General features: G+C 69.0%; 14 protein-coding genes. 5 read left to right on the plus strand and 9 right to left on the minus strand.

Annotated features, from left to right (window positions below; translation table 11 throughout):
- Window positions 1-75: 75 nt before the first annotated feature.
- The gene (locus tag LQ566_RS05865; protein WP_231090670.1) at window positions 76-1,083 is read right to left on the minus strand and encodes a siderophore ABC transporter substrate-binding protein; all 1,008 of its coding nucleotides are present in this window, start codon (window positions 1,081-1,083) and stop codon (window positions 76-78) included.
- A 162-nt stretch (window positions 1,084-1,245) separates the two neighbouring features.
- Here LQ566_RS05865 and LQ566_RS05870 point away from each other — a divergent pair, with 162 nt between their 5' ends.
- A complete protein-coding gene (locus LQ566_RS05870; protein WP_231090671.1) occupies window positions 1,246-2,631 on the plus strand; it encodes an MFS transporter in 1,386 nt (461 codons plus the stop codon).
- Between the two features lie 160 nt (window positions 2,632-2,791).
- Here LQ566_RS05870 and LQ566_RS05875 read toward each other — a convergent pair whose 3' ends face one another.
- Complete coding sequence (locus tag LQ566_RS05875; RefSeq protein ID WP_231090672.1) at window positions 2,792-3,847, minus strand: hypothetical protein; 1,056 nt, start codon at window positions 3,845-3,847, stop codon at window positions 2,792-2,794.
- Between the two features lie 80 nt (window positions 3,848-3,927).
- Between LQ566_RS05875 and radA the strand changes: the two genes are divergently transcribed.
- Window positions 3,928-5,298 (plus strand): DNA repair protein RadA, encoded by a 1,371-nt coding sequence (gene radA, locus LQ566_RS05880; RefSeq protein ID WP_231090673.1) that lies wholly within the window; start codon window positions 3,928-3,930, stop codon window positions 5,296-5,298.
- Between the two features lie 55 nt (window positions 5,299-5,353).
- On the opposite strand, the gene LQ566_RS05885 is transcribed toward radA, so the two are convergent.
- The 5 genes from LQ566_RS05885 to LQ566_RS05905 form a co-directional block, all read right to left on the minus strand.
- Entirely contained in the window at window positions 5,354-7,336 is a 1,983-nt protein-coding gene (locus LQ566_RS05885) for a beta-galactosidase (protein WP_231090674.1), read from the minus strand.
- 90 nt (window positions 7,337-7,426) lie between these two features.
- On the minus strand, window positions 7,427-7,867 hold the full coding sequence (locus LQ566_RS05890; RefSeq protein WP_231090675.1) for a hypothetical protein: 441 nt from the start codon (window positions 7,865-7,867) through the stop codon (window positions 7,427-7,429).
- Window positions 7,864-8,265, minus strand: coding sequence for a dehydrogenase (locus tag LQ566_RS05895; protein ID WP_231090676.1), 402 nt, complete (start codon window positions 8,263-8,265; stop codon window positions 7,864-7,866). Before LQ566_RS05895 ends, LQ566_RS05890 begins: the two co-directional genes overlap by 4 nt.
- Before the next feature lie 333 nt (window positions 8,266-8,598).
- Window positions 8,599-9,273, minus strand: a complete 675-nt coding sequence (locus tag LQ566_RS05900; RefSeq protein ID WP_231091388.1) for a hypothetical protein — start codon at window positions 9,271-9,273, stop codon at window positions 8,599-8,601.
- A 61-nt stretch (window positions 9,274-9,334) separates the two neighbouring features.
- The gene (locus LQ566_RS05905) at window positions 9,335-9,856 is read right to left on the minus strand and encodes an amino-acid N-acetyltransferase (RefSeq protein WP_231090677.1); all 522 of its coding nucleotides are present in this window, start codon (window positions 9,854-9,856) and stop codon (window positions 9,335-9,337) included.
- A gap of 76 nt (window positions 9,857-9,932) precedes the next feature.
- Between LQ566_RS05905 and LQ566_RS05910 the strand changes: the two genes are divergently transcribed.
- Window positions 9,933-11,042: an ROK family transcriptional regulator gene (locus tag LQ566_RS05910; protein WP_231090678.1), complete on the plus strand. Its 1,110-nt coding sequence runs from the start codon at window positions 9,933-9,935 to the stop codon at window positions 11,040-11,042.
- 173 nt (window positions 11,043-11,215) lie between these two features.
- Here the strand turns inward: LQ566_RS05910 and LQ566_RS05915 are convergent, their stop codons facing one another.
- Both LQ566_RS05915 and LQ566_RS05920 read right to left on the minus strand, forming a co-directional pair.
- A complete protein-coding gene (locus LQ566_RS05915) occupies window positions 11,216-13,738 on the minus strand; it encodes an ATP-dependent Clp protease ATP-binding subunit (protein ID WP_231090679.1) in 2,523 nt (840 codons plus the stop codon).
- Window positions 13,739-13,913: 175 nt separating this feature from the next.
- Window positions 13,914-21,602, minus strand: a complete 7,689-nt coding sequence (locus tag LQ566_RS05920) for an IPT/TIG domain-containing protein (RefSeq protein ID WP_231090680.1) — start codon at window positions 21,600-21,602, stop codon at window positions 13,914-13,916.
- Between the two features lie 371 nt (window positions 21,603-21,973).
- On the opposite strand from LQ566_RS05920, the gene LQ566_RS05925 reads away from it, so the two are divergent.
- Window positions 21,974-22,660: a DsbA family oxidoreductase gene (locus LQ566_RS05925; RefSeq protein WP_231090681.1), complete on the plus strand. Its 687-nt coding sequence runs from the start codon at window positions 21,974-21,976 to the stop codon at window positions 22,658-22,660.
- On the plus strand, window positions 22,657-23,691 hold the full coding sequence (locus LQ566_RS05930; protein WP_231090682.1) for an MsnO8 family LLM class oxidoreductase: 1,035 nt from the start codon (window positions 22,657-22,659) through the stop codon (window positions 23,689-23,691). The genes LQ566_RS05925 and LQ566_RS05930 overlap by 4 nt, the downstream gene beginning before the upstream one ends.
- The last annotated feature ends 15 nt before the right edge of the window (window positions 23,692-23,706 follow it).

Raw genomic sequence — 23,706 nt, forward strand, 5'->3', positions numbered from 1 at the left:
GGACCGGAGAGGAGCCTCCGGCCCGCGGCGTCGGATCCGGGCCGGGCCACGATGCGTGGCCCGGTCCGGAGGTCATCAGCTCTTCGCGCCCGAGAAGGCCTGCGCCACCGAGTCGTACAGTCCGGTGTAGGCCTGGATGCCCTCGGTCAGGTAGAAGTTGCTGTCGAGGTAGACGATCTGCCCCTTCTGCACGGCGGGGACGTTCTTCAGCGCCTCGGACTGCTCGATGAGCTCCGCCGCGGAGATGTAGCCGTCCTCCTGGAACGCGCCGTCGCGGTCGAGCACGATGAGCCACTCGGGACCAGCGGCAGCGATCGCCTCGACGCTGATCTCGTCGCCCTGGTGGTTGGTGGAGCCCGAGCTGTCGATCGCGGGGACCAGGTTCAGCTCGGTGAACAGCGAGCCGACGCCACGTCCCTCACCGGGGGCGGCGTAGTTGATCTTGCCGCCGGAGGTGATGAGGCCTGCCACGGTGGAGGTGCCGTCGTAGCTCTTCTTCGCCGCCGCGAGCGCTTCATCCATGGCGGCATTCAGCTTCTCGGCGTCGTCCTCACGAGCGAAGATCTGGCCGAGGATGGTGGTCTGCCGCTTGAGCTCCTCCACCGGGTCCTCACCGTCGCGCGGGCTGAGCTCGATCGTGGTGGGCGCGAGGGCGATGATGTCGTTGTAGAAGGAGGCGAAGCGGTAGCCACCGATCACGAGGTCGGGCTCGGCTTCGACGATGGCCTCCAGGTTGGGCTCGCGGTGCATGCCCACGTCGAGCACCTTCGGGTCGTCGGTGTACTTCGGCCATACCGTGCCCATGACGCCCTTCGGCGCCGCAGCGAGTGCGATGTCCCAGTCGTTCAGCGTCTGCATCACCGTGTTGTCGAGCGCGACGACGCTCTTGGGGTTCACCGGCACGGTCATCTCGCCGTGGTTGTCGGTGATCGTGACCTCGGTGGCCGTCACCTCGGTGGCGGACGCGGTGGGTTCGACCCCTGCTCCGGCGGCCTCACCGGAGCAGCCGGTGGCGATCAGTGCGAGGGCGGCGAGTGCCGCTCCAGCAGCGAGCGAGCGTCGGAAGATGGGTCGTGCGCGCACGAGGAACTCCTGTCGATTGACGGTGTGTGGATTGCCGCGGCAGACGTGGCCGCCCTTCCAACATAGGTAAGCCTTACCTACAAACGCGACTTCATCTGATGTTTCGTGATCGTTCTGTGATGTTCAGGAGTAGTGTGTTCCGCGAATCCCGAAGGGAGCCCGATGAGCACCGCTCTGACCGGTCAGCAGCGCCTGGTGACCACCATCGCGATCCTCGCGTCGTTTGTCACGATGCTGGATTCGTCCATCGTCAACGTCGCCCTGCCCGCCATCGAGCGTGAGCTTCACGGCGGGCTCATCACTCAGCAGTGGGTGGTGGACGGCTACCTCGTCAGCCTGAGCGCGCTGATGCTGCTCGCCGGGTCCATCGCCGACGCCTACGGGCGCGTCCTGGTGATGCGCGTCGGTCTGATCGGCTTCGGGATCGCCTCCGTCGTCATCGCGGCATCGATTGATCCCACGATGCTGGTGATCGGCCGCGTGGTCCAAGGTGCCGCCGGCGCCTTCCTGCTGCCGAGTTCCCTCGCCCTCATCACCTCGCGCATCTCCGGCCCTGCTCAGGGACACGCGATCGGGGTGTGGACCGCGGTCACCACCGGCGCCATGCTCGTGGGACCGGTGCTCGGCGGCCTGCTCACCGATCATGCCTCGTGGCGGCTCGCGTTCCTCATCAATGTGGTCCCGATCGCCATCACCCTCTGGCTGCTCACACGGCTGACGGAGGCCGACACGAACAGCCGGCTGCGCATCGACTGGTTCGGAGGCGTCGCATGCGCAGTGGGGCTGGGGCTGCTGACCGTGGGCCTCATCGAACAGCCGCGCTTCGGATGGACGTCGCCGTTCACGATCGCCTTCCTCGTCGGCGGGGTCGTGGTGCTGGCCGTGTTCCTCTGGCGCCAGACCCGCGTTGCCCACCCGATCCTGCCCTTCTCACTGTTCCGCGTGGGCAACTTCGCGTGGGGCAATCTCGCGACGCTGTTCATCTACGCAGCACTCCCGCTCAACGGCTTCGTGATGGGGATCTACCTGCAGGAGGAAGCGGGGATGTCGGCGACGCTCGCGGGCCTGGCGAGCCTGCCGGTCACCATCATGATGATCCTGCTGAGCTCGCGCATGGGAGCGCTCAGCGGAAAGCTCGGCCCACGCCTGTTCATGAGCGTCGGGCCGCTGATCATGGCAGCGGGCGCGCTGCTGCTCCTGCTGGTGGCGCAGGACTTCGATTACTGGTGGCAGGTGCTTCCGGCGATGATCGTGATGGGCTTCGGCCTGGCCGTGACCGTCTCGCCGCTCACCTCCGCGATCCTCGGCTCGATCGGGCCCGAGCAGTCCGGGATCGCCTCCGCCGTCAACAACGCGGTCTCCCGGTTCGCGGGCCTGATCGTGATCGCGATGCTGTCGACGATCGTCGGCGGCTCGCTGAACCTGGCCGGCTTCCACTCCGCGGCGATCGTCACCGCCGCGCTGTTCGCGGCGGGGGGCATCGTCAGCTGGCTGGGCATCCGCAATCCGCCCCGCGACGAAGAGGCGTCGGCAGCGCACGGCGCCTAACCGGGGTCGCTAGCCGACGGGGGTGACCGCTGCGGGGCTCCGCCCGGCGATCCGGGATGTCGTTGACACTCAGCGCACCGCCCACGCGCCTCCCCCGGACGGTCGATTCCCGATGCGGGCGGGAGCGAGCCGGCGTGTACTCAGCCGGCCCGCCTGCCTCTCACCACGCGGAGGCGACCTCCGCATGTGTCGCCAGCAGTCCCGCGGTAGCCTCCTGCGGCGCACGACCGCAGCCGCACTCCGTGGCCACACCGAAGACCGGCGCGTACTGGAGCGCGACGGCGATGCGACGGCGGGCGCCCTCGACACCGTCCTCGCGGTGGATGAGGCCCAGGTACAGCTCTGTCTCATCCGCGAGCGCGAGGCCGTTGAGCGGGGCGTAGTAGGCGTCGTCGTCACGCTCGATCGGCACGGGCAGATGCAGCCAGGTGACCGGACGCGACGCGGCGCGCACGGTGGCGTTGGCCATCGCAACGAGGTTGCCGGCATCGGTCGGCTCCACGAAGTGCTTCTCCGCCACATCGCCGTAGCAGAGGTGCACGCCCACCTCCACGTCGGCGGGGACAAGATCGACCATCTGCGCCACGCGCGCCGCGAGGTCCTCCAGCGGATCGGCATCGGTCCACCACGCGCGCATCCGGGTGCCGTAGGTCTCGGCGCCCTCGATGATCCCCATCTCGGGGGCGACGTCCCACTGGATCGCCAGATCTTCGTGCGGGATCGCGGCGAGGATCTCCGCCACCTCGCGCTCGATGGCCGCGGTGTAGACGGGGTCGATGGCTGCGCGCTGCTCGAACGGGAAGAAGGAGTTCACCACGGCGAGCGGCGTGGGAAGCGCCACCTCGAAGCGCGTGCCCCGGCTGATCACGCCGTCCTCGCGCAGCCTGCTGAAGATCGCATAGGACTCCCGTCCGGCGGCGGCGTAGCCGAGCGGCGGGAGGCGGAGGTCGGCCGCGGAGACTCCGTCGGCGATGCGCAGCGAGCGGGCGTCGAGACCGGCGGGGAAGGGAATGGGTTCGGCGCCGACGCGCTCGATCCCCTCCGTCTGCCCCAGGATGTCGGGCTGGCACATGATCCAGTGGAAGCGCTTGCCCACCTCCCCGTCGGGGATCCGTTTGAGCCTCGCGCCGAGGACGTTCGCGGCGGTGCGGAAGGTGGTCTCCGCGTCGGGGTAGTTGACGCTGCCGACCAGCAGGGCGCCCTGGGGCTGTGACATGTGAGCTCGCTTCACTCGGGGATTCCCCCATCGTTTCACAGCGCGACGGCAGTGTCGGTGGCACCGCCTAGCCTGGAGACATGGCCACCACCAAACGCGCGAGCACCGCCGGATACCGCTGCACCGAGTGCGGCTGGACGGCGCCGAAGTGGGTGGGCCGCTGCGGCGAGTGTCAGCAGTGGGGAACGGTGGTGGAGACGGCCGAGCAGACCGGCATCGCCCGGCCGCAGGTGCAGGCGGTCATCCCGGCCTCCGATCGGTCTGCGCGGCCCATCACGCAGGTCGACACCACGCAGGTCCCCCGCCGCACCACGGGCGTCGGCGAGTTCGACCGCGTCCTGGGCGGCGGGCTGGTTCCCGGTGCCGTCATCCTGCTCTCCGGGGAACCCGGCGTGGGCAAATCCACGATGCTGCTCGACGTCGCGGCGGCGGCAGCCCGCTCGGGCCGGCGCGTGCTCTACGCCAGCGGCGAGGAGTCCGCCGCGCAGGTCCGGTTGCGCGCCGAACGCACCGGAGCTCTCGACGATGAGCTCTACCTCGCCTCCGAGACGGATCTCGGCACCATCCTCGGCCACATCGATGCCGTCGAGCCGGGGCTGGTCATCGTCGACTCGGTCCAGACGGTCTCCTCCGCGCTCTCCGATGGTGCGGCGGGGCACCCCAGCCAGGTGCGGGAGGTGGCGGCCACGCTGGTGCGGGTGGCCAAGGAGCGCGACCTGCCGATCATCATCGTCGGCCATGTCACCAAAGACGGACAGGTGGCCGGGCCCCGGCTCCTGGAGCACCTGGTCGACGTGGTCTGCCAGTTCGAGGGCGATCCGCAGACGGCGCTGCGATTCCTGCGCTCGCTGAAGAACCGTTTCGGGGCGACGGACGAGGTCGGCTGCTTCGAGATGACCGGCGACGGCATCGCGGAGGTCCCCGACCCCTCCCAGCGGTTCCTCTCCCGCGGCAAGCCGCAGCCCGGCACGTGTGTGGGCATCGCTCTCGAAGGCCGACGCGCACTCGCCGTGGAGGTGCAGGCGCTCACCATCGCCACCAGCGCTCCCAACCCCCGACGCGTCGTGCAGGGGGTCGACGGCGCGCGCGTTGCCATGGTGCTCGCCCTGCTCGAAAGCCGGGCCGGGCTCCGGCTGAGCGGGCAGGACGTCTACGTCTCCACGGTGGGAGGCGTCCGCTTCACGGAGCCCGCCGCCGACCTCGCCATCGCCGTGGCGGTCTACCACGCCGTGAAGAACCGGGCGATCCCGCGCACGGTCGCCGCTATCGGTGAGCTCTCCCTCGCCAGCGAGGTGCGTGCCGTCACCCAGGCCGCACGTCGCCGCAGCGAGGCCGCCCGGCTGGGGTATGCGCACGTCGTGGATGAACGCTTCCAGGACCTCGCCGGGGTGCTCAACATCCTGAACACCCGGACGCTGCCCCGAGCGGGTGAGGAGTCCCCGGACTTCTGACCCGCGGTCGGTGGTCGCTCCAGCGGGCCCGCACGCACTCACGTCCCCCGCACGGTCACGTGCGGAGCATGACCCAGCCGAACGGCTCCAGTTCCGGGTCCTCCACGCGCTCGTCCGTGCGGATGTCCTTCCCCGCCACTCTGACGTGCGCCGGGTCGGTCGAGTGGTTGATCACCGTCAGCACCGATCCCCGGCGCGCAACCTCGACGCCCGCAGGCAACTCGGCGATGAGCGGCGCCACCCCGGCCTGGGCTGCGAAGTACGGTGCGAGGGCGCGCGTCGCCGCGGTGGTCGGAATCGTCGCGAGATAGAAGGCCCGCCCGGCACCGGCGCTGTTCACCGTGAGCGCCGGGTCACCATCCCGACGGCCGCCGCTGAATCGGGCGACCACCTCCGCACGCGTCGCATGGATCTCCTCGGCCAGCAGCTCACCCTCGAACGGCGAGATGGCGCCGTCGCCCGAAACCACACGCACAACCCGCTCGCCGGGTCCCTGCTCCGCCGCGGGGACCAGCCCACCGAAGTCCTCGAGCCGGATGCCCAGCGTCTCGCCGAGCCGGGTGAGGAAGCCCCCGGGAAGGAACGCGTCCTGCTCGTCCACCACATCGCTGAACGCCCCGACCAGGAGAGTGCCGCCAGCCGCGACGTAATCCCGCAGGTTGTCAGCGGCCGCATCGGTCAGCAGGTAAAGCTGGGGCGCAACGACCAGGTCGTATCGAGTCAGATCCGCCGCAGGGTGCACGAAGTCGACCCCGATCGCGGCCGCGTCGAACGCCGCGTACCACCGCTTGACGATCTCCATGTAGTCGATGCCGACCGGATGATCCGTGCCCGAGAGCGCCCACATGTTCTCGTACTCGAACACCAGCCCGATGCGAGCGGTGTCGTCCGTCTCGGGAAGCGCCGGGAGCTCGGCCAGGGTCTCGCCCAGCGCCACAACCTCACGCCAGATGCGGGTGCCGGTTCCCGCATGCGGGAGCATCGCCGAGTGGAACTTCTCGGTCCCTGCCCGCGACTGCCGCCACTGGAAGAAGAGCACCCCGTCCGCGCCGCGGGCCACGGCCTGCATGCTGAGCGCCGCCATTTGACCCGGAGCCTTCGGCGCGTTGGCAGGTCGCCAGTTCAGCGCCCCGGATGCCTGCTCCATCAGCAGCCAGCCGGGTCCACCCGCGAACGAACGCATCAGATCGCGATGGAACCCGCCGACCGTGCGGAACGAATCCGGATCGTTGGGGTCGGGGTAGCAGTCGTCGCTGATCACGTCGAGATGCGGCGCCCACTTCCAGTAGTCCACGGTGGGCGACTGTCCCATGAAGTTCGTGGTGATGGGCTGCAGTGCCCCGGACGCGCGGATGATCTCCTTCTCCATCAGGTACAGCTCAAGCATGGAGTCGGAGGTGAACCGGTGGAAGTCGAGACGGTGCGCCGGGTTGTGGTGGTAGGGCGCCGCGCGGGGCGGGAGCACCTGCTCGAAGTCCGAGTACATCTGCGACCAGAAGCTCGTGCCCCATGCCGCGTTCAGGGCGGCGACCGACCCGTAGCGCGCCCGCAGCCAGTCCCGGAAGGCGACGGCGGCGGCATCGGAGTAGTCCGCCACGAGGTGACAGCCGTACTCGTTGTTGATATGCCACATCACGACCGCCGGATGGTTCGCGTAACGCGCGGCGATCGCGCTGACGAGCTCCGCGGCCAGTCGCCGGTACACCGGGGAGCTTGGCGCGTAGTGCTGGCGACTGCCCGGTCCGAGGATTGTGCCCTCGGCCGTCACCGGCAGGATCTCCGGATACTTCAGATGCATCCACGGCGGCGGCGACGCGGTGGCCGTGGCGAGGTCGACGGTGATCCCGGCCGCATGCAGCCGGTCGATGATGTCATCGAGCCACTCGAAATCGAAGACGCCTTCGTCGGGCTGGATCCGCGACCACGAGAAGATGCCGAGGCTCACCATCGTGACGCCGGCTTCGCGCATGCGGTCGATGTCCTCGTTCCACACCTCGCGGGGCCACTGCTCCGGGTTGTAGTCGCCGCCGTAGTGCATTCGTGCCTCGCCATGTCAACGTTGAAATGTGATCGTCAACATCGATCCTGCCGAGCGTCGCCTCGAACGTCAAACGCGAAATGAAACGAATCAGCTATTCGGTGATGCGGAAGCCTTCTCTGCCGCGACGAAGAAGATGCGGTCGTACGTGCATCCGGCCGGGACATACGTGACCGGCCCGATCATCCCGTTGTCGACGTAGCCGCCGCGCAGGTCGATCGATTCACCGGCGGCGACGGTCTGCGTACCCACGGTCAGAGTGGTGCCGTTCCACTCCGCCTGCCCCACGGGAAAGACCGGAAGCACGGTGTTCCCGTCTTCTGCCGTGAGCGTCACGCACTCGGCGGTGACGGCGAGCTTGCCCGCCGCCGTGTCGGTGAGTTCGGAGCTGGCCTTCGGGTAGTAGGCCACGGGTCCGGAATCCGGCACCTCCTCGTCCCCCGCCCCCGAGAAGACGGAGCATCCCGTGAGCGATGCGCCCAGCAGAACGACGGCGGCGATGAGCGCGCTGCGGCGCACGGCGACGCTCACAGTGCCAGCGCCGAGCGCAGGTCGTCGACGCTCGCCTGCATCACGTGCGGGCCGGCGATGTCGAAGAAGACGGTGGTGATCTCCTCGTGATGCTCTTCGAGGAAGTCGCGCAGCCAGAGGGGTGAGAACAGGCCGACGCCCGGCGGGAGGTTCGCGGGCTTGTTGCGGGCATCGCTGAACAGCAGCAACGCCACCTGTCCGGTGCTCGCGTCGCGGTAGGTCCACACCTCGCCGCCGTCGAGCGGGTTGTCGCGGCCGCCGGGCTTGAGCAGCGGAACCACCGTGTTGCCGTTGCGCAGTGCGAGCGCGACCGCGGCCATGTCCTGCTTCTCCAGCGCCTGGGCGAGCGCCTCGGAGCGGAACTCCTTCGTGGTGATCTTCTTGCGAGCTGACGCCATGGATCCAGGGTATCCGCCCGGACGCACGCCACCGCGATCGGGAAAAAGGGGTGGGCCCTCTCAGATGACCCATTGGGGGCCGGGGCATGTGAGAGGGCCCGCTGCTCTCCGGAACGATTGATGCATCGGCTGAAGTTGGGGACGTTTGCCGGCGTTCGCTGCTGGGGACAACTCACAATCGAGTGAACCGGGAGCTGGGTTCAGCCTATACCACTCCCCGCCGTGGTGCGACCCACTCACACCGCGAGGCTTCCCCCGGTGGGCCGAGCAGCGCAATCCGACGATTGTCTCCCGCGGACGGAAGCCTCGCGGCCGGGCAGAGACGAGGAGGTGTCAGTAGAGGAGGAACTGGCGGGTCTCGGTGGAGGCGATGCCGCCGATCGAGACACTCAGGTGATACGACGCACCGCCGGCGGGGGCGACCTCGCGGTTGGGGTCGTCACACGTGGCCGGATCCGACCGCGTGCGGTCCCAGATGACGGGCGTCTGCGACGACACGCTCTGCCCCGCTTCGATCGTCGCGGCCTGGTTGGTGGGATTGGCCTGGCAATCGGTGGACCGCCAGTACACATCGCTGCCGCTGGAGATGCTGAACACCTGCAGGGCCGTGCCCACGTCCAGCGTGCAGGGACCGGCTGAGGTATTGGTCAACGTCAGGGTGAGCTGGGGGTTCTCTCCGGCCGCGTACTGGTCTTTGTCCGTGGCCGCGCTGACCGAGACCTGCGCCGCCGTGCATGCCTGCGGCTCGGTGCTGGTGGGCTCCGCCGGCGTGGACGGGTCCGTCGTCGGCGTATCGGTCGCCGCCGCATCGGTCGCGGGGGGCGGCGAATCGCCGGTGTCCGGAGTCGTCACCGGCGCGGTCGCATCGGGCGTCGCGGCGCCGGTGCGCCACGGCTGCCAGATGAGCACGACCACCGCCGCGACGACGACCAGCAGCACCAGCAGCACGGCGAGACGCCGGCGGCGGTACACGGCGGGCGACTGCCGACGGCGAGGGGTGGCGTTCATCACGACACCAGGCTAGACCGCCCGGCCGAAGCGGGCCTGAGGGCGCACCGAGCGCCGGCGGCTACGCCCGCTCCGGGGGGCCGAGGTGCTTGAGCATGCGCGTGTTGCCCAGAGTGTTGGGCTTCACGTGGGCGAGGTCGAGAAACTCCGCCACACCCGCGTCCGGGCTGCGTAGCAGCTGCGCGTAGACCTCATCGCTCACCACCTGCTTCTCGTCGATCGGCTCGAAGCCATGGCGGGAGAAGAACTCCACCTCGAAGGTCAGGCAGAACAGCCGCCGCAGCCCCAGCGCGCGGGCCTTCTCTTCGAGGGCCTCAACGATACGGCCGCCGATCCCGTGGCGCAGCCAGTCCTCGCGGATGAGGAGGGTGCGCACCTCGCCGAGGCTGCGCCACATCACGTGCAGCGCGCCGCAGCCGACGATCTCCCCGTCGACTTCGGCGACCATGAACTCCTGCACCGCCTCGTAGAGCGCCACCATCTCCTTGCCCAGCAGGATCTTTCGATCGACGAGCGGCTCGAGGAGGCTGTGGATGGCACGCACATCGTCGGTGCGGGCAGGTCGGACGACGATCTCGGACACGTCAGAAATCCTAGGCCCGTCAGATGGGCGCGGCCCGAGATGACGCGGCGTGCGCCGCTGTGATATTCCAGATGGCATGGCGAGCGACACCACGGGCACCGATCTGGCGATGATGCGCCGGCTCAACGAGCGCGCGGTGCTGGCGAGCCTGTGGGATGCCGACGCGGCCCTCACCTCCACGCAGCTCGCCGAGGCCACCGGACTCTCCCGTACGACTGTGGAGGCGGTGCTGACCGATCTGGTCGACACCAGCTACGTCACCGTCGAGACCACCCGGACCGGTCGTGCCGGACGACCCGCCCGACGCTACGCGTTCGCCGCCGCCGGCGGTTCGCTGATCGCCGTCGACATCGGTCCCGGTGCGATCACCGGACTAGCTGGCGACCTGCGCGGTGCTCCCGTCGCCCGCGCCGCCCGGTGGGAAATGGACCTGCGTGATCCGGAGGTCGCTCTGTCGACGATCCGCGCGATGGTGGACGCCCTCGTGCAGGACGGCGGCCTGGACGCACGACGCATCGATTCGCTCATCGTGGGAATGCCCGCGGTGATCGATCCGGCCGGCGTTCCCGTGCTCAGTCACGTCGTGCCTGCCTGGATCACCGGGGACCTGCGCACCGGCGTCATGGCCGCCTTCCCGTCCGTCACGGTCTCCTTTGACAACGACACGAAGCTGGCCGCGCACCTGGAGGCGATGTCGGGTTCGGTGGTGCCGGGAGAGACCGCAGTGCTCCTGCGCACGGGACACCGGATCTCGGCGGCTTCGATCATCAACGGCGAGGTGGCCATGGGTGCCAACGGTGCGGCCGGCGAGATCGGCTCGCTGGCGAACATCGGCTGGCGAGGCGCCCGGCTGGCGCTCACGGCCGGTAGCGCCGACACGGTGGCGGGGGCGTTCGAAGCCGCCGATGAGGGCGACCCGAACGCGCTCGACGCCGTCCGCGCCTTCGCGGAGCAGATCGCGCTCGGTGCCGCCGCGATGGCCCTCACCCTGGACCCCCACGCGATCATCCTGAACACGACGATCCCCCGGTCGGAGTCGACGCTGCCCGCGCTGCTCCAGGACGCGATCGCTCGTCGTCTGATGTTCCCCATCGAGTTCCGGCTGTCCGAGCTCGGCCCCGACGCCCCCTGCCGCGGTGCGCTCCTCCGTTCCGCCGCCGCCGTGCGCGAGCGCCTGCTGAGCTGAACTGCTCTCAACTTCTGCTGCCGCCACGGCGAGCCGCGACGTTCTGTGAGACCACCGCACGGCGCGGTTTCACAAACGGCGGCCGGGCGCGCCGCAGTGAGCACAGAGTGAGACCACTCCCCCGGAATACGACGAGCGCCCCGCGCAGAGCGCGGGGCGTTCGTCGAGACGGATTACTCGCCGGCGATCATGTCCGGGGTGACGTCGATCGCGGGAGCGGTGCCCGCGCCGATCGCGACCTTCTCGCCGCGGGGGGCGTGCTCGAACACGAACTTGCCATCGGCGACGTCCACCTTCACGTGGTCGCCTGCGTTCAGCTCGCCCTGGAGGATGCGCTCGGAGAGCTGGTCCTCCACCTCGCGCTGCATCGCCCGGCGAAGCGGACGTGCACCCAGCGCCGGGTCGTAGCCCAGGTCGATGAGGCGGAGCTTGGCGGCCTCGGACAGCTCGACCGTCATGTCACGGTCCAGCAGGCGGTCGCGGAGTCGCTTGACGAACAGGTCGACGATCTGGACCAGCTCGTCCTTGCTCAGCTGCGGGAAGACGATCACGTCGTCGACGCGGTTGAGGAACTCCGGCTTGAAATGCCGCTTGAGCTCTTCGTCGACCTTGCCCTTCATCCGCTCGTACGTGGTCTGCGAGTTGCCCTCGATCTGGAAGCCCACCGGGCCACCGGCGATGGCCGACGAACCGAGGTTCGTGGTCATGATGATGACGGTGTTCTTGAAGTCGACCACGCGGCCCTGACCATCGGTCAGTCGACCCTCCTCGAGGATCTGCAGCAGCGAGTTGAAGATGTCGGGGTGCGCCTTCTCGATCTCGTCGAAGAGGACGACGGAGAACGGCTTGCGACGCACCTTCTCGGTGAGCTGACCGCCCTCTTCGAAGCCGACGAATCCGGGAGGGGCACCGAACAGACGCGAGACCGTGTGCTTCTCACCGAACTCGCTCATGTCGAGCGAGATGAGGGCACCCTCGTCGTCGAACAGGAACTCCGCCAGAGCCTTGGCCAGCTCCGTCTTGCCGACACCGGTAGGACCGGCGAAGATGAACGATCCGGACGGGCGGTTGGGGTCCTTGAGACCGGCACGCTGGCGGCGGATGGTGCGGGAGAGAGCCGCGATGGCCTCCTCCTGACCCACGACGCGCTGGTGCAGCGCCTTCTCCATGAACACCAGGCGAGCGGACTCCTCCTCGGTGAGCTTGAAGACGGGGATGCCGGTGGCCTGGGCGAGGACCTCGGCGATCAGGCCCTCGTCGACCACCGCGTGGGAGGCGACGTCACCAGAGCGCCACTGCTTCTCCAGACGCAGACGCTCGGCAAGCAGGCTCTTCTCCTCGTCGCGCAGCGATGCGGCCTTCTCGAAGTCCTGGTTCTCGGAGGCTGCTTCCTTCTCCTCACGGACCTTGGCGATCTTCTCGTCGAACTCGCGCAGCTCCGGCGGGGAGGACAGGATCGACAGGCGCAGGCGGGCGCCGGCCTCATCGATCAGGTCGATGGCCTTGTCCGGCAGGAAGCGGTCCGAGATGTAGCGGTCGGCGAGGTTGGCCGCCGCGACGATCGCACCGTCCGTGATCTGCACCTTGTGGTGCGCCTCGTAACGGTCGCGCAGCCCCTTGAGGATGTTGATCGCGTGAGGCAGCGACGGCTCGGCCACCTGGATCGGCTGGAAGCGGCGCTCCAGCGCCGCGTCCTTCTCGAAGTGCTTGCGGTACTCGTCGAGCGTGGTGGCACCGATGGTCTGCAGCTCGCCGCGGGCCAGCAGCGGCTTCAGGATCGAGGCCGCGTCGATGGCGCCCTCGGCCGCACCGGCACCCACGAGCGTGTGGATCTCGTCGATGAAGACGATGATGTCGCCGCGCGTGCGGATCTCCTTGGTGACCTTCTTCAGGCGCTCCTCGAAGTCACCGCGGTACCGGGAGCCGGCGATCAGCGAGCCGAGATCCAGCGAGTAGACCTGCTTGTCCTTCAGGGTCTCGGGCACCTCGCCCTTGACGATGGCCTGCGCGAGTCCCTCGACGACGGCCGTCTTGCCGACGCCGGGCTCACCGATGAGGACCGGGTTGTTCTTCGACCGACGCGAGAGGATCTGCATGACCCGCTCGATCTCCTTCTCACGCCCGATGACGGGGTCGAGCTTGTTGTCGCGCGCCGCCTGCGTGAGGTTGCGGCCGAACTGGTCGAGCACGGCCGAACCGCCCTGCGGCGCGGACGGCGACTCCTGGGCTGCACCGGAGACTCCCACGGGCTCCTTGCCCTGGTAACCGGAGAGCAGCTGGATGACCTGCTGGCGGACCTTGTTCAGATCGGCGCCGAGCTTGACGAGGACCTGGGCGGCGACGCCCTCGCCCTCGCGGATGAGACCGAGCAGGATGTGCTCAGTCCCGATGTAGTTGTGGCCGAGCTGCAGCGCTTCGCGCAGAGACAGCTCAAGCACCTTCTTCGCGCGCGGCGTGAAGGGGATGTGACCGGTCGGCTGCTGCTGACCCTGGCCGATGATGTCCTGAACCTGCTCGCGCACGGCGTCGAGCGAGATGCCCAGGGACTCCAGGGCCTTGGCGGCAACGCCCTCACCCTCGTGGATGAGACCGAGCAGGATGTGCTCGGTACCGATGTAGTTGTGGTTGAGCATCTTCGCCTCTTCTTGGGCGAGGACGACCACCCGACGGGCACGGTCGGTGAATCTCTCGAACATCGTCAACTCCTCGGGGCGCGAGGGAATGCGCCCTAGGAAGACTGTAACGACGCCGGAGGGCCGGTATGCCGGTGTTCGCCGTCGGCATATGCGAGATGACCCCGGACGTCACGGGAGAGGACCCCGGCGGATGATCCGCCGGGGTCCTCAGATTCCCCTCAGGTCCTGCTTCCGATCAATCAGCCTGGCGGGTGCGGCGAGCCGCGACCACCACGCCGAGCAGCAGGACGATCAGGCCGAGCGCCAGGGGTCCGATCGGCAGATCGGTTCCGGTGCCGGGCAGGTTACCGCCCGGACCGCGCGTCGGCGTGGCGCTGGGGATGACCGGCGTGGTCGGCCCCGTCGTCGATGTCGCGGTCGGCGTCGGCGTGGGCGTGGTGCCCGGTGCCACGTAGGTGTACTCCACCGGGCTGCTGGAGCCGTTCTCGGTGGTCACCACGATCTCGACCACACCGGCCTCGTGCGCGGGCATCGTGATGGTGATGGTGTTCTCATCCACCACCGTCACCGGCGCCTCAACACCGTCCACGGTGACCGTGGTGCCGGGGGTGAAGCCGCCGCCGGTGATGGTCACCTCGTTGCCGCCGCTGGTGGGGCCGTTGTCGGGCGTGATGCCGTCCACGGTCGGTGCCGCAGGGCCCGTCGACTGCTCGTAGGTGAACACCGCCGGGTCGCTGGAGGCGGCCGGGTTGGACACCACCACGTCCACGTCGCCGGCGGCGTGTGCCGCGGTGACCGCCGTGATCGTGCCGTCGTCGACCACCGTGAACGATGCCACCGGCGCTTCGCCGAAGGTGACCTGGTTGGCCCCGGTGAAACCGGATCCCGTGATCGTCACCGTGGTGCCGCCGTCCGTCGGTCCGTGATCCGGGTCCAGACCCAGGTCGCCGATCTCCGGATCACCGATCACCGGCGTCGCGTAGTAGGTGAACGTCTGCGCGTTCGAGGTGCCGCCCGGCGTCGTCACCGTCACATCGGCCGGACCGGCGGCGTGCGCCGGCGTGGTGAAGGACAGCTCGGTCTCGGAGTCCACGGTCACATCCGCCGGCGCGATCACCGTGCCGCCGATCGTGACCGAGGTCTCACCCGGAACGAAGTTCTCACCCGTCACCGTCACCGCCGTGCCGCCGGCCACCGGACCGAACGAGGGGCTGAGCCCATCGGTTCCGGGCTCACCGTCGCCGATGACCGGAACGTCGTAGTAGGTGAACGTCGCGGGATCGCTGGACAGCGCCGGGTTCGAGACCACGACCTCCACGGAACCGGCGGCGTGCGCCTCCGTCACCGCATCGATCTGCGTGTCACTGACCACCGTGAACTCGCGAGCCGGAGCACCGCCGAAGGTCACCGCGTTCGCTCCCGTGAATCCGGTGCCGGTGATGGTCACCGCCGTACCGCCGGCCACCGGGCCCGCATCCGGGTCCAGACCGCTGATACCGGTGTCCGGGTCGCCGATGACGGGCTGGCCGAGGTACATGAACGTCTGCGCGTTCGACGTGCCGCCCGGAGTCGTCACCGTGACATCCACCGCTCCGGCGGTGTGCGCCGGGGTGGTGAACGACAGCTCGGTGTCGGAGGCGACCGTGACGTCCGCGGGTGCGATGACCGTACCGCCGATCGTGACAGAGGTCTGACCGTCGACGAAGTTCTCACCCGTCACCGTCACCGCCGTGCCACCGTCCACCGGGCCGAACGGCGGGTTCAGGCCGTCCGTACCAGGACCACCGTCACCGATCACCGGAACGTCGTAGAAGGTGAAGGTCGCCGGGTCGCTCGCCGAGGACGGGTTGGCAACCACCACGTCGACTGCACCTGCTGCGTGCGGGGCCGTCACCGCTTCGATGAGCGTGTCGCTCTCGACAGTGAAGGATGCCGCGGCGTCGCCGCCGAACGTGACCGACGTGGCCCCGGTGAATCCGGTACCGGTGATCTGCACCACCGTGCCGCCGGCCACCGGACCGACCTCGGGATCGAGACCGCTGATGCCCGCGTCCGGATCGCCGATCACCGGCTGGTCGTAGTACGTGAACGTCTGCGCGTTCGACGTGCCACCCGGCGTCGTCACCGTGACGGGCACCCCGCCCGCGGCGTGCGCCGGCGTGGTGAACGACAGCTCCGTACCGGAGGCGACCGTCACGTTCGCCGGCGCGATCACCGTGCCGCCGATCGTGACCGACGTCTTGCCCGCGACGAAGTTCTCACCGCTCACCGTCACCGCGGTGCCGCCGGCCACGGGGCCGAACGGCGGGTTCAGGCCGTCGGTGCCGGGACCGCCATCGCCGATCACCGGAGCGTCGGTGTAGGTGTAGGTCGCCGGGTCGCTGGAGACCGCGGGGTTCGAGACCACCACGTCGACCGGGCCCGCGGCGTGAGCCTCGGTCACCGCGTCGATGCGTGTGTCACTGACAACCGTGAACGAGCGAGCCGGAATGTCCCCGAACATCACCATGTCCACGTCCGCGAAACCGGTACCGGTGATGGTGACCGCCGTGCCGCCTGCCGTCGGGCCCGCATCCGGGTCCAGACCGCTGATGCCGGTGTCCGGGTCGCCGATCACCGGCTGGTCGTAGTAGGTGAACGTCTGCGCGTTCGACGTACCGCCCGGCGTCGTGACCGTCACATCCACCGCGCCCGCCGCGTGAGCGGGAGTGGTGAACGACAGCTCCGTACCGGAGGCGACCGTCACGTTCGCCGACGCGATGACCACGCCACCGATCGTCACCGACGTCTCACCCGGGACGAAGTTCTCACCGGTCACCGTTACGGGGGTGCCACCCGCTGCGGGGCCGACACTCGGGTTGAGGCCGTCGGTTCCGGGACCGCCGTCGCCGATGACCGGCACGTCGTAGTAGGTGAAGGTCGCCGGGTCGCTGTCGAACGACGGGTTGGAGACCACGACGTCGACGGCGCCCTCAGCGTGTGCGGGCGTCACCGCCTCGATCAGGGTGTCGCTCTCCACGGTGAACGACGCCGCAGCGACGCCGCCGAAGGTCACCGCGTCCGCACCCAGGAAGCCGGTTCCGGTGATGCTCACCGCGGTTCCGCCCGCGATGGGGCCGCCGTCGGGGTCGAGGCCGCTGATACCGGTGTCCGGATCGCCGATCACCGGCTGGTCGTAGTACGTGAACGTCTGCGCGTTCGACGTACCGCCCGGCGTCGTCACGGTCACATCGACCGCGCCCGCCGCGTGAGCGGGAGTGGTGAAGGACAGCTCCGTTGCGGAGGCGACGGTCACGTTCGCCGGTGCGATCACCGTGCCGCCGATCGTGACCGACGTCTGACCGGCGACGAAGTTCTCACCCGTCACCGTCACCGGTGTACCGCCGGCCACCGGGCCGAACGACGGGTTCAGGCCGTCGGTTCCGGGGCCACCGTCGCCGATGACCGGAACGTTGTAGTAGGTGAACGTCGCCGGGTCGCTGGACAGCGCCGGGTTCGAGACCACGACGTCCACGGCACCGGCGGCGTGCGCCTCCGTCACCGCATCGATCTGCGTGTCGCTGACCACCGTGAACTCGCGAGCCGGAGCACCGCCGAAGGTCACCGCGTCCACATCCGCGAAGCCCGAGCCCGTGATGGTCACCTCAGTGCCGCCCGCGACGGGTCCCGCATCCGGGTCGAGGCCGCTGATACCGGTGTCCGGATCGCCGATCACCGGCTGGTCGTAGTACGTGAACGTCTGCGCGTTCGACGTACCGCCCGGCGTCGTGACGGTGACATCCACCGCCCCTGCCGCGTGTGCCGGGGTGGTGAAGGACAGTTCGGTCTCGGACGCGACCGTCACCGCTGCCGGCGCGATGACCGCGCCGCCGATGGTGACCGACGTCTGACCGGCGACGAAGTTGTCGCCCGTCACCGTCACCGGTGTCCCGCCCGCAGACGGGCCGGCACTCGGGTTGAGGCCGTCCGTGCCCGGACCGCCGTCGCCGATGACCGGCACGTCATAGTAGGTGAAGGTCGCCGGGTCGCTGGAGAGCGACGGGTTCGACACCACCACGTCGACGGCACCGGCGGCGTGAGCCTCGGTGACCGCATCGATCCGCGTGTCGTCGACGACCGTGAACGAGCGAGCCGGGGCGCCGCCGAAGGTCACCGCGTTCGCACCGGTGAAGCCGGTGCCCGTGATGGTGACCGCCGTGCCGCCGGCCACCGGGCCCTCATCCGGGTCCAGTCCGCTGATGCCCGCGTCCGGGTCGCCGATGACGGGCTGGCCGTAGTAGGTGAACGACAGCGGAGCGCTGGTGCCGGACACGTTGGTGACCGTCACGTTCACACCCCCCGCAGCGTGCGGCGGCGAGCTGACGACGATCGTGGTGTCGCTGGTCTGGTTCGTCAGCGGCAGCACCGTGCCACCGAAGTCCACCTGGGTCGCTCCCGCGAATCCGGTGCCCGTGATGGTCACCGAGGTGCCGCCCGCCGTGGGACCGAACGTCGGCGAGAGGCTCGTCGGCGCCGGCACCGGCACGTACAGGTACGGAACCTCGTTGCTGGTGGTGAGCGGGTTTGCGACCGAGACCTGAACCGATCCGGCGACGTGCGCCTCGGTGACGGCCGAGATCTGGGTGTCGCTGTCGACCGTGAAGCTCCGGGCAGGCTGGTCACCGAAGGTCACGGAGGTGACGTTGGCGAGGCCGGTTCCCGTGATGGTCACCGGCGTGCCGCCGGCGATGGAACCACGATCGGGGTCCAGACCGATGTCGCCCGCGCCGTCTCCGATCACCGGGGTGTCGTAGTAGGAGAAGGTCTGCGCGTTGGAGGTGCCTCCGGGAGTTGTCACCGTGACGGGCACGCCTCCCGCGGCGTGTGCCGGGGTGGTGAACTCGAGCTCGGTGCCGGAGGTCACGGTGACGCTCGCGGCCGGGATGACGGTGGTGCCGATCGTGACCGAGGTCAGGCCGTCGACGAAGTTCTCACCGGTCACGGTCACCACGGTGCCGCCGGCCGTCGGGCCCTGGCTCGGGTCGAGGCCGTTCGTGCCCGGACCGCCGTCACCGATCACCGGGGCGTCGTAGAACGTGAAGGTGGCAGGGTCGCTGCTCTCCAGCGGGTTCGAGACGACCACGTCGACCGCGCCCGCGGGGTGCGCCGCCGTGGTGGCCTCGATCTCGGTGTCGGAGATCACGCTGAACGCCACGTCGGTGCCGTCGAAGGTGACCGAGTCCGCACCGGTGAAGCCGGATCCGGTGATGGTCACCACGGTTCCGCCGGCCGTGGGACCGTTCACCGGGTCCAGGCCGATGTCGCCGAGACCGTCACCGATCACCGGGGTGCCGTAGTAGGTGAACGTCTGCGGCGCGCTGACACCGGTGGAGTTGGTGACCGTCACGTCGACGGGACCGGCAGCGTGCGGCGGCGAGGAGACGACGATTGACGTGTCGGTGTGCGCGCCGACCGGGAGGGTCGTGCCGCCGAAGGTGACGACGGTGGCGTCCGCGAACCCGGATCCGGTGATGGTGACTGACGTTCCGCCGGCGACCGGGCCGAAGTTCGGAGCGAGGCCCGTGATGGCAGGAAGCGGCACGTAGGTGAACACGGCCGGGTCACTGGCGAAGTCCGGGTTCGAGACGACGACGTCGACGGGTCCCGCCGCGTGCGCCGCGGTCGTGGTGGTGATCGTCGTGTCGTCCACGACCGTGAACGGCCGGCTGTCGCCATCGAAGGTGACATCGTCGGCGCCCAGGAACCCGGTGCCGGTGATGGTCACGCCGGTACCGCCGTCGGTCGAGCCCCGATCAGGGTCGAGCCCGATCGCGCCGCCGCCTCCGATGACCGGCTGGTCGTAGTACGTGAACGTCTGCGGAAGCGATGCGCCTCCGGCCGTCGTGACCGTCACATCCACCGGGCCGGCCGCGTGTGCGGGCGAGGTGGCGGTGATCTGCGTCGGCGAGTTCACCGTGTACGACTGGGCCGCGGTCCCGCCGAAGCTCACCGCGCTGGCACCGGTGAAGTTGGTGCCCGTGATCGTGACCACGGTGCCTCCCCCGACCGGGCCATGGTTCGGCGTCAGCCCGGCAAGGGTGGGAGCCGCGACATAGGTGTAGGTGAGCGGGCTGGTTGTCCCGCCCGCGGTGGTGACCACGACCGGCACGGGGCCTGCCGCGTGCGGCGGGGTCGAGACCGTCACCGAGGTGGGCGTGTTGGCGGTGACGGCGGCGGAGAGGCCGTCGAACGTGACGGCGGTCGCGCCTCCCAGATCCGTGCCGGTGATGGTTACGGCCGTGCCACCGGCTGTGGGGCCGCTGCTCGGGGAGAGAGAGGTGGCGACCGGGGCCGGGGCCACCGCCAGCGCGCGAACGGCGGAAGTGGCCAGGGGCAGTTCGATGACGTTCGCTCCGGGGAGCACCGAGACCGTGAGCGCGCGGACACGGAACATGCCGTCCGCGGTGTCCTGCTGGTTCACGGTCAGGTCGACGATCTGGTTGAGCACGTCGTCGAGCACGGGTCGCAGCACATCCACGACCCCAGCCACGGTGGACTGCAGTGCGGCGGTGATCGCGGCCGTTCCGGCGCCGGCGACGCCGAGCACAGGAGACAGCGCCAGCCGGATCGCAGGCAGCGTGGTGTTCGTCACAAGGTTGAGCACACTACCGAGCGGTACTTCGGTATCGCCCAAAGCCGAGGTGAGGGTGATTCCACCGGTGCTCTGGACGACCGGCGCCGGCTGGGTCGAGTCGGTGAACTGTCTCAGCGTTCCGGAGAGGGTGATGGCCAGATCCGATTCCACGCTGACCAGCGGGTTGCCGGGAAGAACGCTCACGGTCGGGTTCAGGGTCACCGTGACCTGGGTGCTCTGCAGCGCCGTCACGGCGGCATTGCCGACGTAGCCCGCGAGCGAGCCGAGCAGCGATGCCACGGTGTCGGTGATCTGCGTCACCTCCGCAGCAGTGAGCAGCGACGTGTTGGCCGGAAGGTCGTTGAGTCCCGCGGCATGCAGCTTCGCGAGATCGATGGTGATCACGCCCGTGCCCAGGTCGATGGACACAAGACCGCTGGAATCGCGCAACGGCGTCAGCAGCAGTGCGGAGGTGACATCCCCGAGGTTCACGGTCGCGGAGATCTTCGGGGTGCCCAGACTGATCCTGGCAAGCAGGACATCCAGCGATCCCGAGCTGACGCCGTTCAACACGGTCTGGAGGACTCCGTCGGTGGCGAACAACGCCTGCGTGGCCGTTTCCGCCGTCGATTGGAGCGCGGCGGTGAGGCCGGCGACGAGCGGCGAGGACACCCGCATCTGTGCGCCGGCAACGACGTAGTCGCTCGTCGTGGTACCCGAGGAGGCCTGAGCCTTCGAGTAGAGCGCGCCGAGGCGGAGTGTGAGGTCATCGATGATCTCATCGCTGAGTTCGGAGAGCCCGAGCTGGCCGAGAAGCGCCGTCAGCTGAACTGTGGCGTACCCGGTGTCCATGTTGGCGTCCGGATCGAGCTCGATCGCGCCAGACCCGGAGACCGCACCGCTGGCCGCGACCGCGTCCACCGGCGACGACGCGTTCGCCACGCCGCCCAGCACACCCGCCTGCGCGGACGCCCCGAGATCCAGAAGTCCCCCGTTCGAGCCGTTCCCGATGAGTGGCAGCGACAGTCCCGGAAGGCTGACGCCGATCAGCCCATCCAGGACCGAGGCGTCGATAGACGCGCGATGCTCCCCGGGCGAGCTCGGATACGCCGACTGTGCGGTGATCAGATCCAGCAGATCAACACCCAGGAGGTTCGTGTCGATAAGGCGCGCGTACGCCTCCGACTGATCCGTCGGCGCTGCCACCGCCGGTGGCGCGACGATCCCTATCCCGAACACGGACGCCACCGCGATCGCGGCGGTGGCGATCAGGCCGCGTGGTCGGCGCCGTGCAGTGTCGGGTGGGGGCACGGGGGGACGCGAAATCGTGAGCACGGGGGAGCTCCTTCGGGGGAATTTTCAGCTGTGACTCACAGGGGACAACGGGGGATGTCCCAGCGAGTTGCCAGCAAGGTATCATGCATGTCATGCACGGTCCATAGCCTCTGACGCCACCAGCACTTCCGCGTCATCATGCGGAACGTGAGGTCATCATCATGTCGACCTCTCGCTATCCCCTTGCGCCGAAGGATGGATGTGGTGTATGCACATCGGTCCTTATTTGGATGAGTAGTGCACGAGAACACCAAGATTCGTGCATCGCTTCATCTGATCATCGAGGCAGATCGTTTCGCGTCGCCGCCGTGGGGAATAGTCGTCACCTCCGTCGCGTTCCAGCCCACATGACCGACACCAGCACCGGCCCCGTCACTTCCCACCGCCTCGCCGTCGATGTCTGGCTCGACGTCGCATGCCCGTTCTGCGCCCTCGGCGACAAGCGCCTGGAGAACGTCCGTGCCGGGCTGCCGTTCGGTGACGACATCGACGTGACGTATCACTCGTACCAGCTGGACCCGTCCGCACCCGCTCACGGCGAACCGGGAACCGCGGCGCAGAAGCTCATCGCGCGCGGCATGGACCCGCGGCAGCTGGAGGCCTCGCACCGCCACCTCACCGAGCAGGGCCACGCGGAAGGATTCCGCTTCTCCTTCGAGGATTCCGTGCCGTCCAACACGTTCGACGCCCACCGCTTCCTCCAGGCGGCGCGCGCCGAAGGTGTCCAGCAGCCTGTTCTGGACACCCTGTTTCGCGCGTACTTCTCTGACGGCGAAGACGTCGGCGACCTCACTCTGCTGCGCGATCGTGCCATCGAAGCGGGCCTGAGCGCTGAGCTCGCCGACCGCGTCGTCGCGGACGCCGACGCCTTCCGCGGCGAGGTGGAGGCAGACATCGCCCAGGCTGCCGCCTACGGCATCCAGGGCGTTCCGTTCTTCGTGATCGACGGCCGTTACGGCATCTCCGGCGCGCAGCCCTCGGAGGCCTTCGAGCAGGCCCTCACCCAGGTCTACACGGAGATCAACGCGAAGTGAGCGCGCCGCTCGCCCTCTCCGTCCTCGATCTCATCCCGGTACGCACCGGACAGAGCTCGACGCAGGCCGTCGCCTCCGCACTGGAGCTCGCGGTACGCGCCGACGAGCTGGGGTATCGCCGCTACTGGTTCGCCGAGCATCACAACATGCCGGCGGTGGCATCGACCACTCCCCCTGTGCTGATCGCTGCAGCTGCCGCGCGCACCCGCCGGATCCGCGTGGGTTCGGGCGGCGTCATGCTTCCGAATCATGCGCCGCTGGTCGTGGCCGAGCAGTTCGCCGCGCTGGAAGCGCTCGCGCCGGGTCGCATCGATCTCGGAATCGGGCGGGCGCCGGGAAGCGATCCCGTGATCACCCAGCTGCTGCGCCAGAGCGGCACGTCGTCCGACGTGGAGCGCTTCCCGCAGCACATCGCCGACATCCTGGCCCTCACCGGCGAGGACGGCGCCAGCATGCGGTTCGTGAGCGGTGGCGAGTACGTCGTTCGCGCCACTCCGGCGGCCATCGGCCGCCCCGACGTCTGGCTCCTGGGCTCGAGCGACTACTCCGCCCAGCTGGCGGCGCAGATGGGTCTGCCGTACGTGTTCGCGAACCACTTCTCCGGGTCGGGGCTCGAGCGCGCGCTCGATCTGTACCGCACCTCCTTCCAGCCTTCTGCCGACCTCGCCGAGCCCCGGACGTTCCTGACCGCGAACGTCGTCGCTGCGCCGACCGCCGAAGAAGCGGAGGCTCGTGCCCTGCCGCAACTGCGGATGTTCGCGCGCATGCGCACCGGAAAGCCGCTCGAGGCCCTGGAGACCGTCGATGCGGCCCAGGCCGCCACCGAGGATGCGATGACAGCGGAGTTCATGGGCTCTGCGCGCGCTCGCTGGTTCGTGGGAACCGGCGACATGGTGCGCAGCGACCTCTCGGCTTTCGCCGCGAAACACGGCCTGGACGAGGTCATGATCTCGCCGGTTGCGGGTGCCTACGAGGGTGAGGATCTCGCGACCGCTCCGGGGCGGATGCAGACGCTGGAGCTCATCGTCTGAGGCCGGCGAACGCCC

This window comes from Microbacterium nymphoidis, assembly GCF_021044885.1.
Lineage (GTDB): Bacteria > Actinomycetota > Actinomycetes > Actinomycetales > Microbacteriaceae > Microbacterium > Microbacterium nymphoidis.

Coding starts and splice junctions, on each gene's coding strand:
- LQ566_RS05870 (WP_231090671.1), top strand. CDS start 1,246: ATGAGCACCGCTCTGACCGGTCAGCAGCGCCTGGTGACCACCATCGCG.
- LQ566_RS05885 (WP_231090674.1), bottom strand. CDS start 7,336: ATGCACTACGGCGGCGACTACAACCCGGAGCAGTGGCCCCGCGAGGTG.
- LQ566_RS05900 (WP_231091388.1), bottom strand. CDS start 9,273: ATGAACGCCACCCCTCGCCGTCGGCAGTCGCCCGCCGTGTACCGCCGC.
- LQ566_RS05895 (WP_231090676.1), bottom strand. CDS start 8,265: ATGGCGTCAGCTCGCAAGAAGATCACCACGAAGGAGTTCCGCTCCGAG.
- LQ566_RS05915 (WP_231090679.1), bottom strand. CDS start 13,738: ATGTTCGAGAGATTCACCGACCGTGCCCGTCGGGTGGTCGTCCTCGCC.
- radA (WP_231090673.1), top strand. CDS start 3,928: ATGGCCACCACCAAACGCGCGAGCACCGCCGGATACCGCTGCACCGAG.
- LQ566_RS05875 (WP_231090672.1), bottom strand. CDS start 3,847: ATGTCACAGCCCCAGGGCGCCCTGCTGGTCGGCAGCGTCAACTACCCC.
- LQ566_RS05910 (WP_231090678.1), top strand. CDS start 9,933: ATGGCGAGCGACACCACGGGCACCGATCTGGCGATGATGCGCCGGCTC.
- LQ566_RS05925 (WP_231090681.1), top strand. CDS start 21,974: ATGACCGACACCAGCACCGGCCCCGTCACTTCCCACCGCCTCGCCGTC.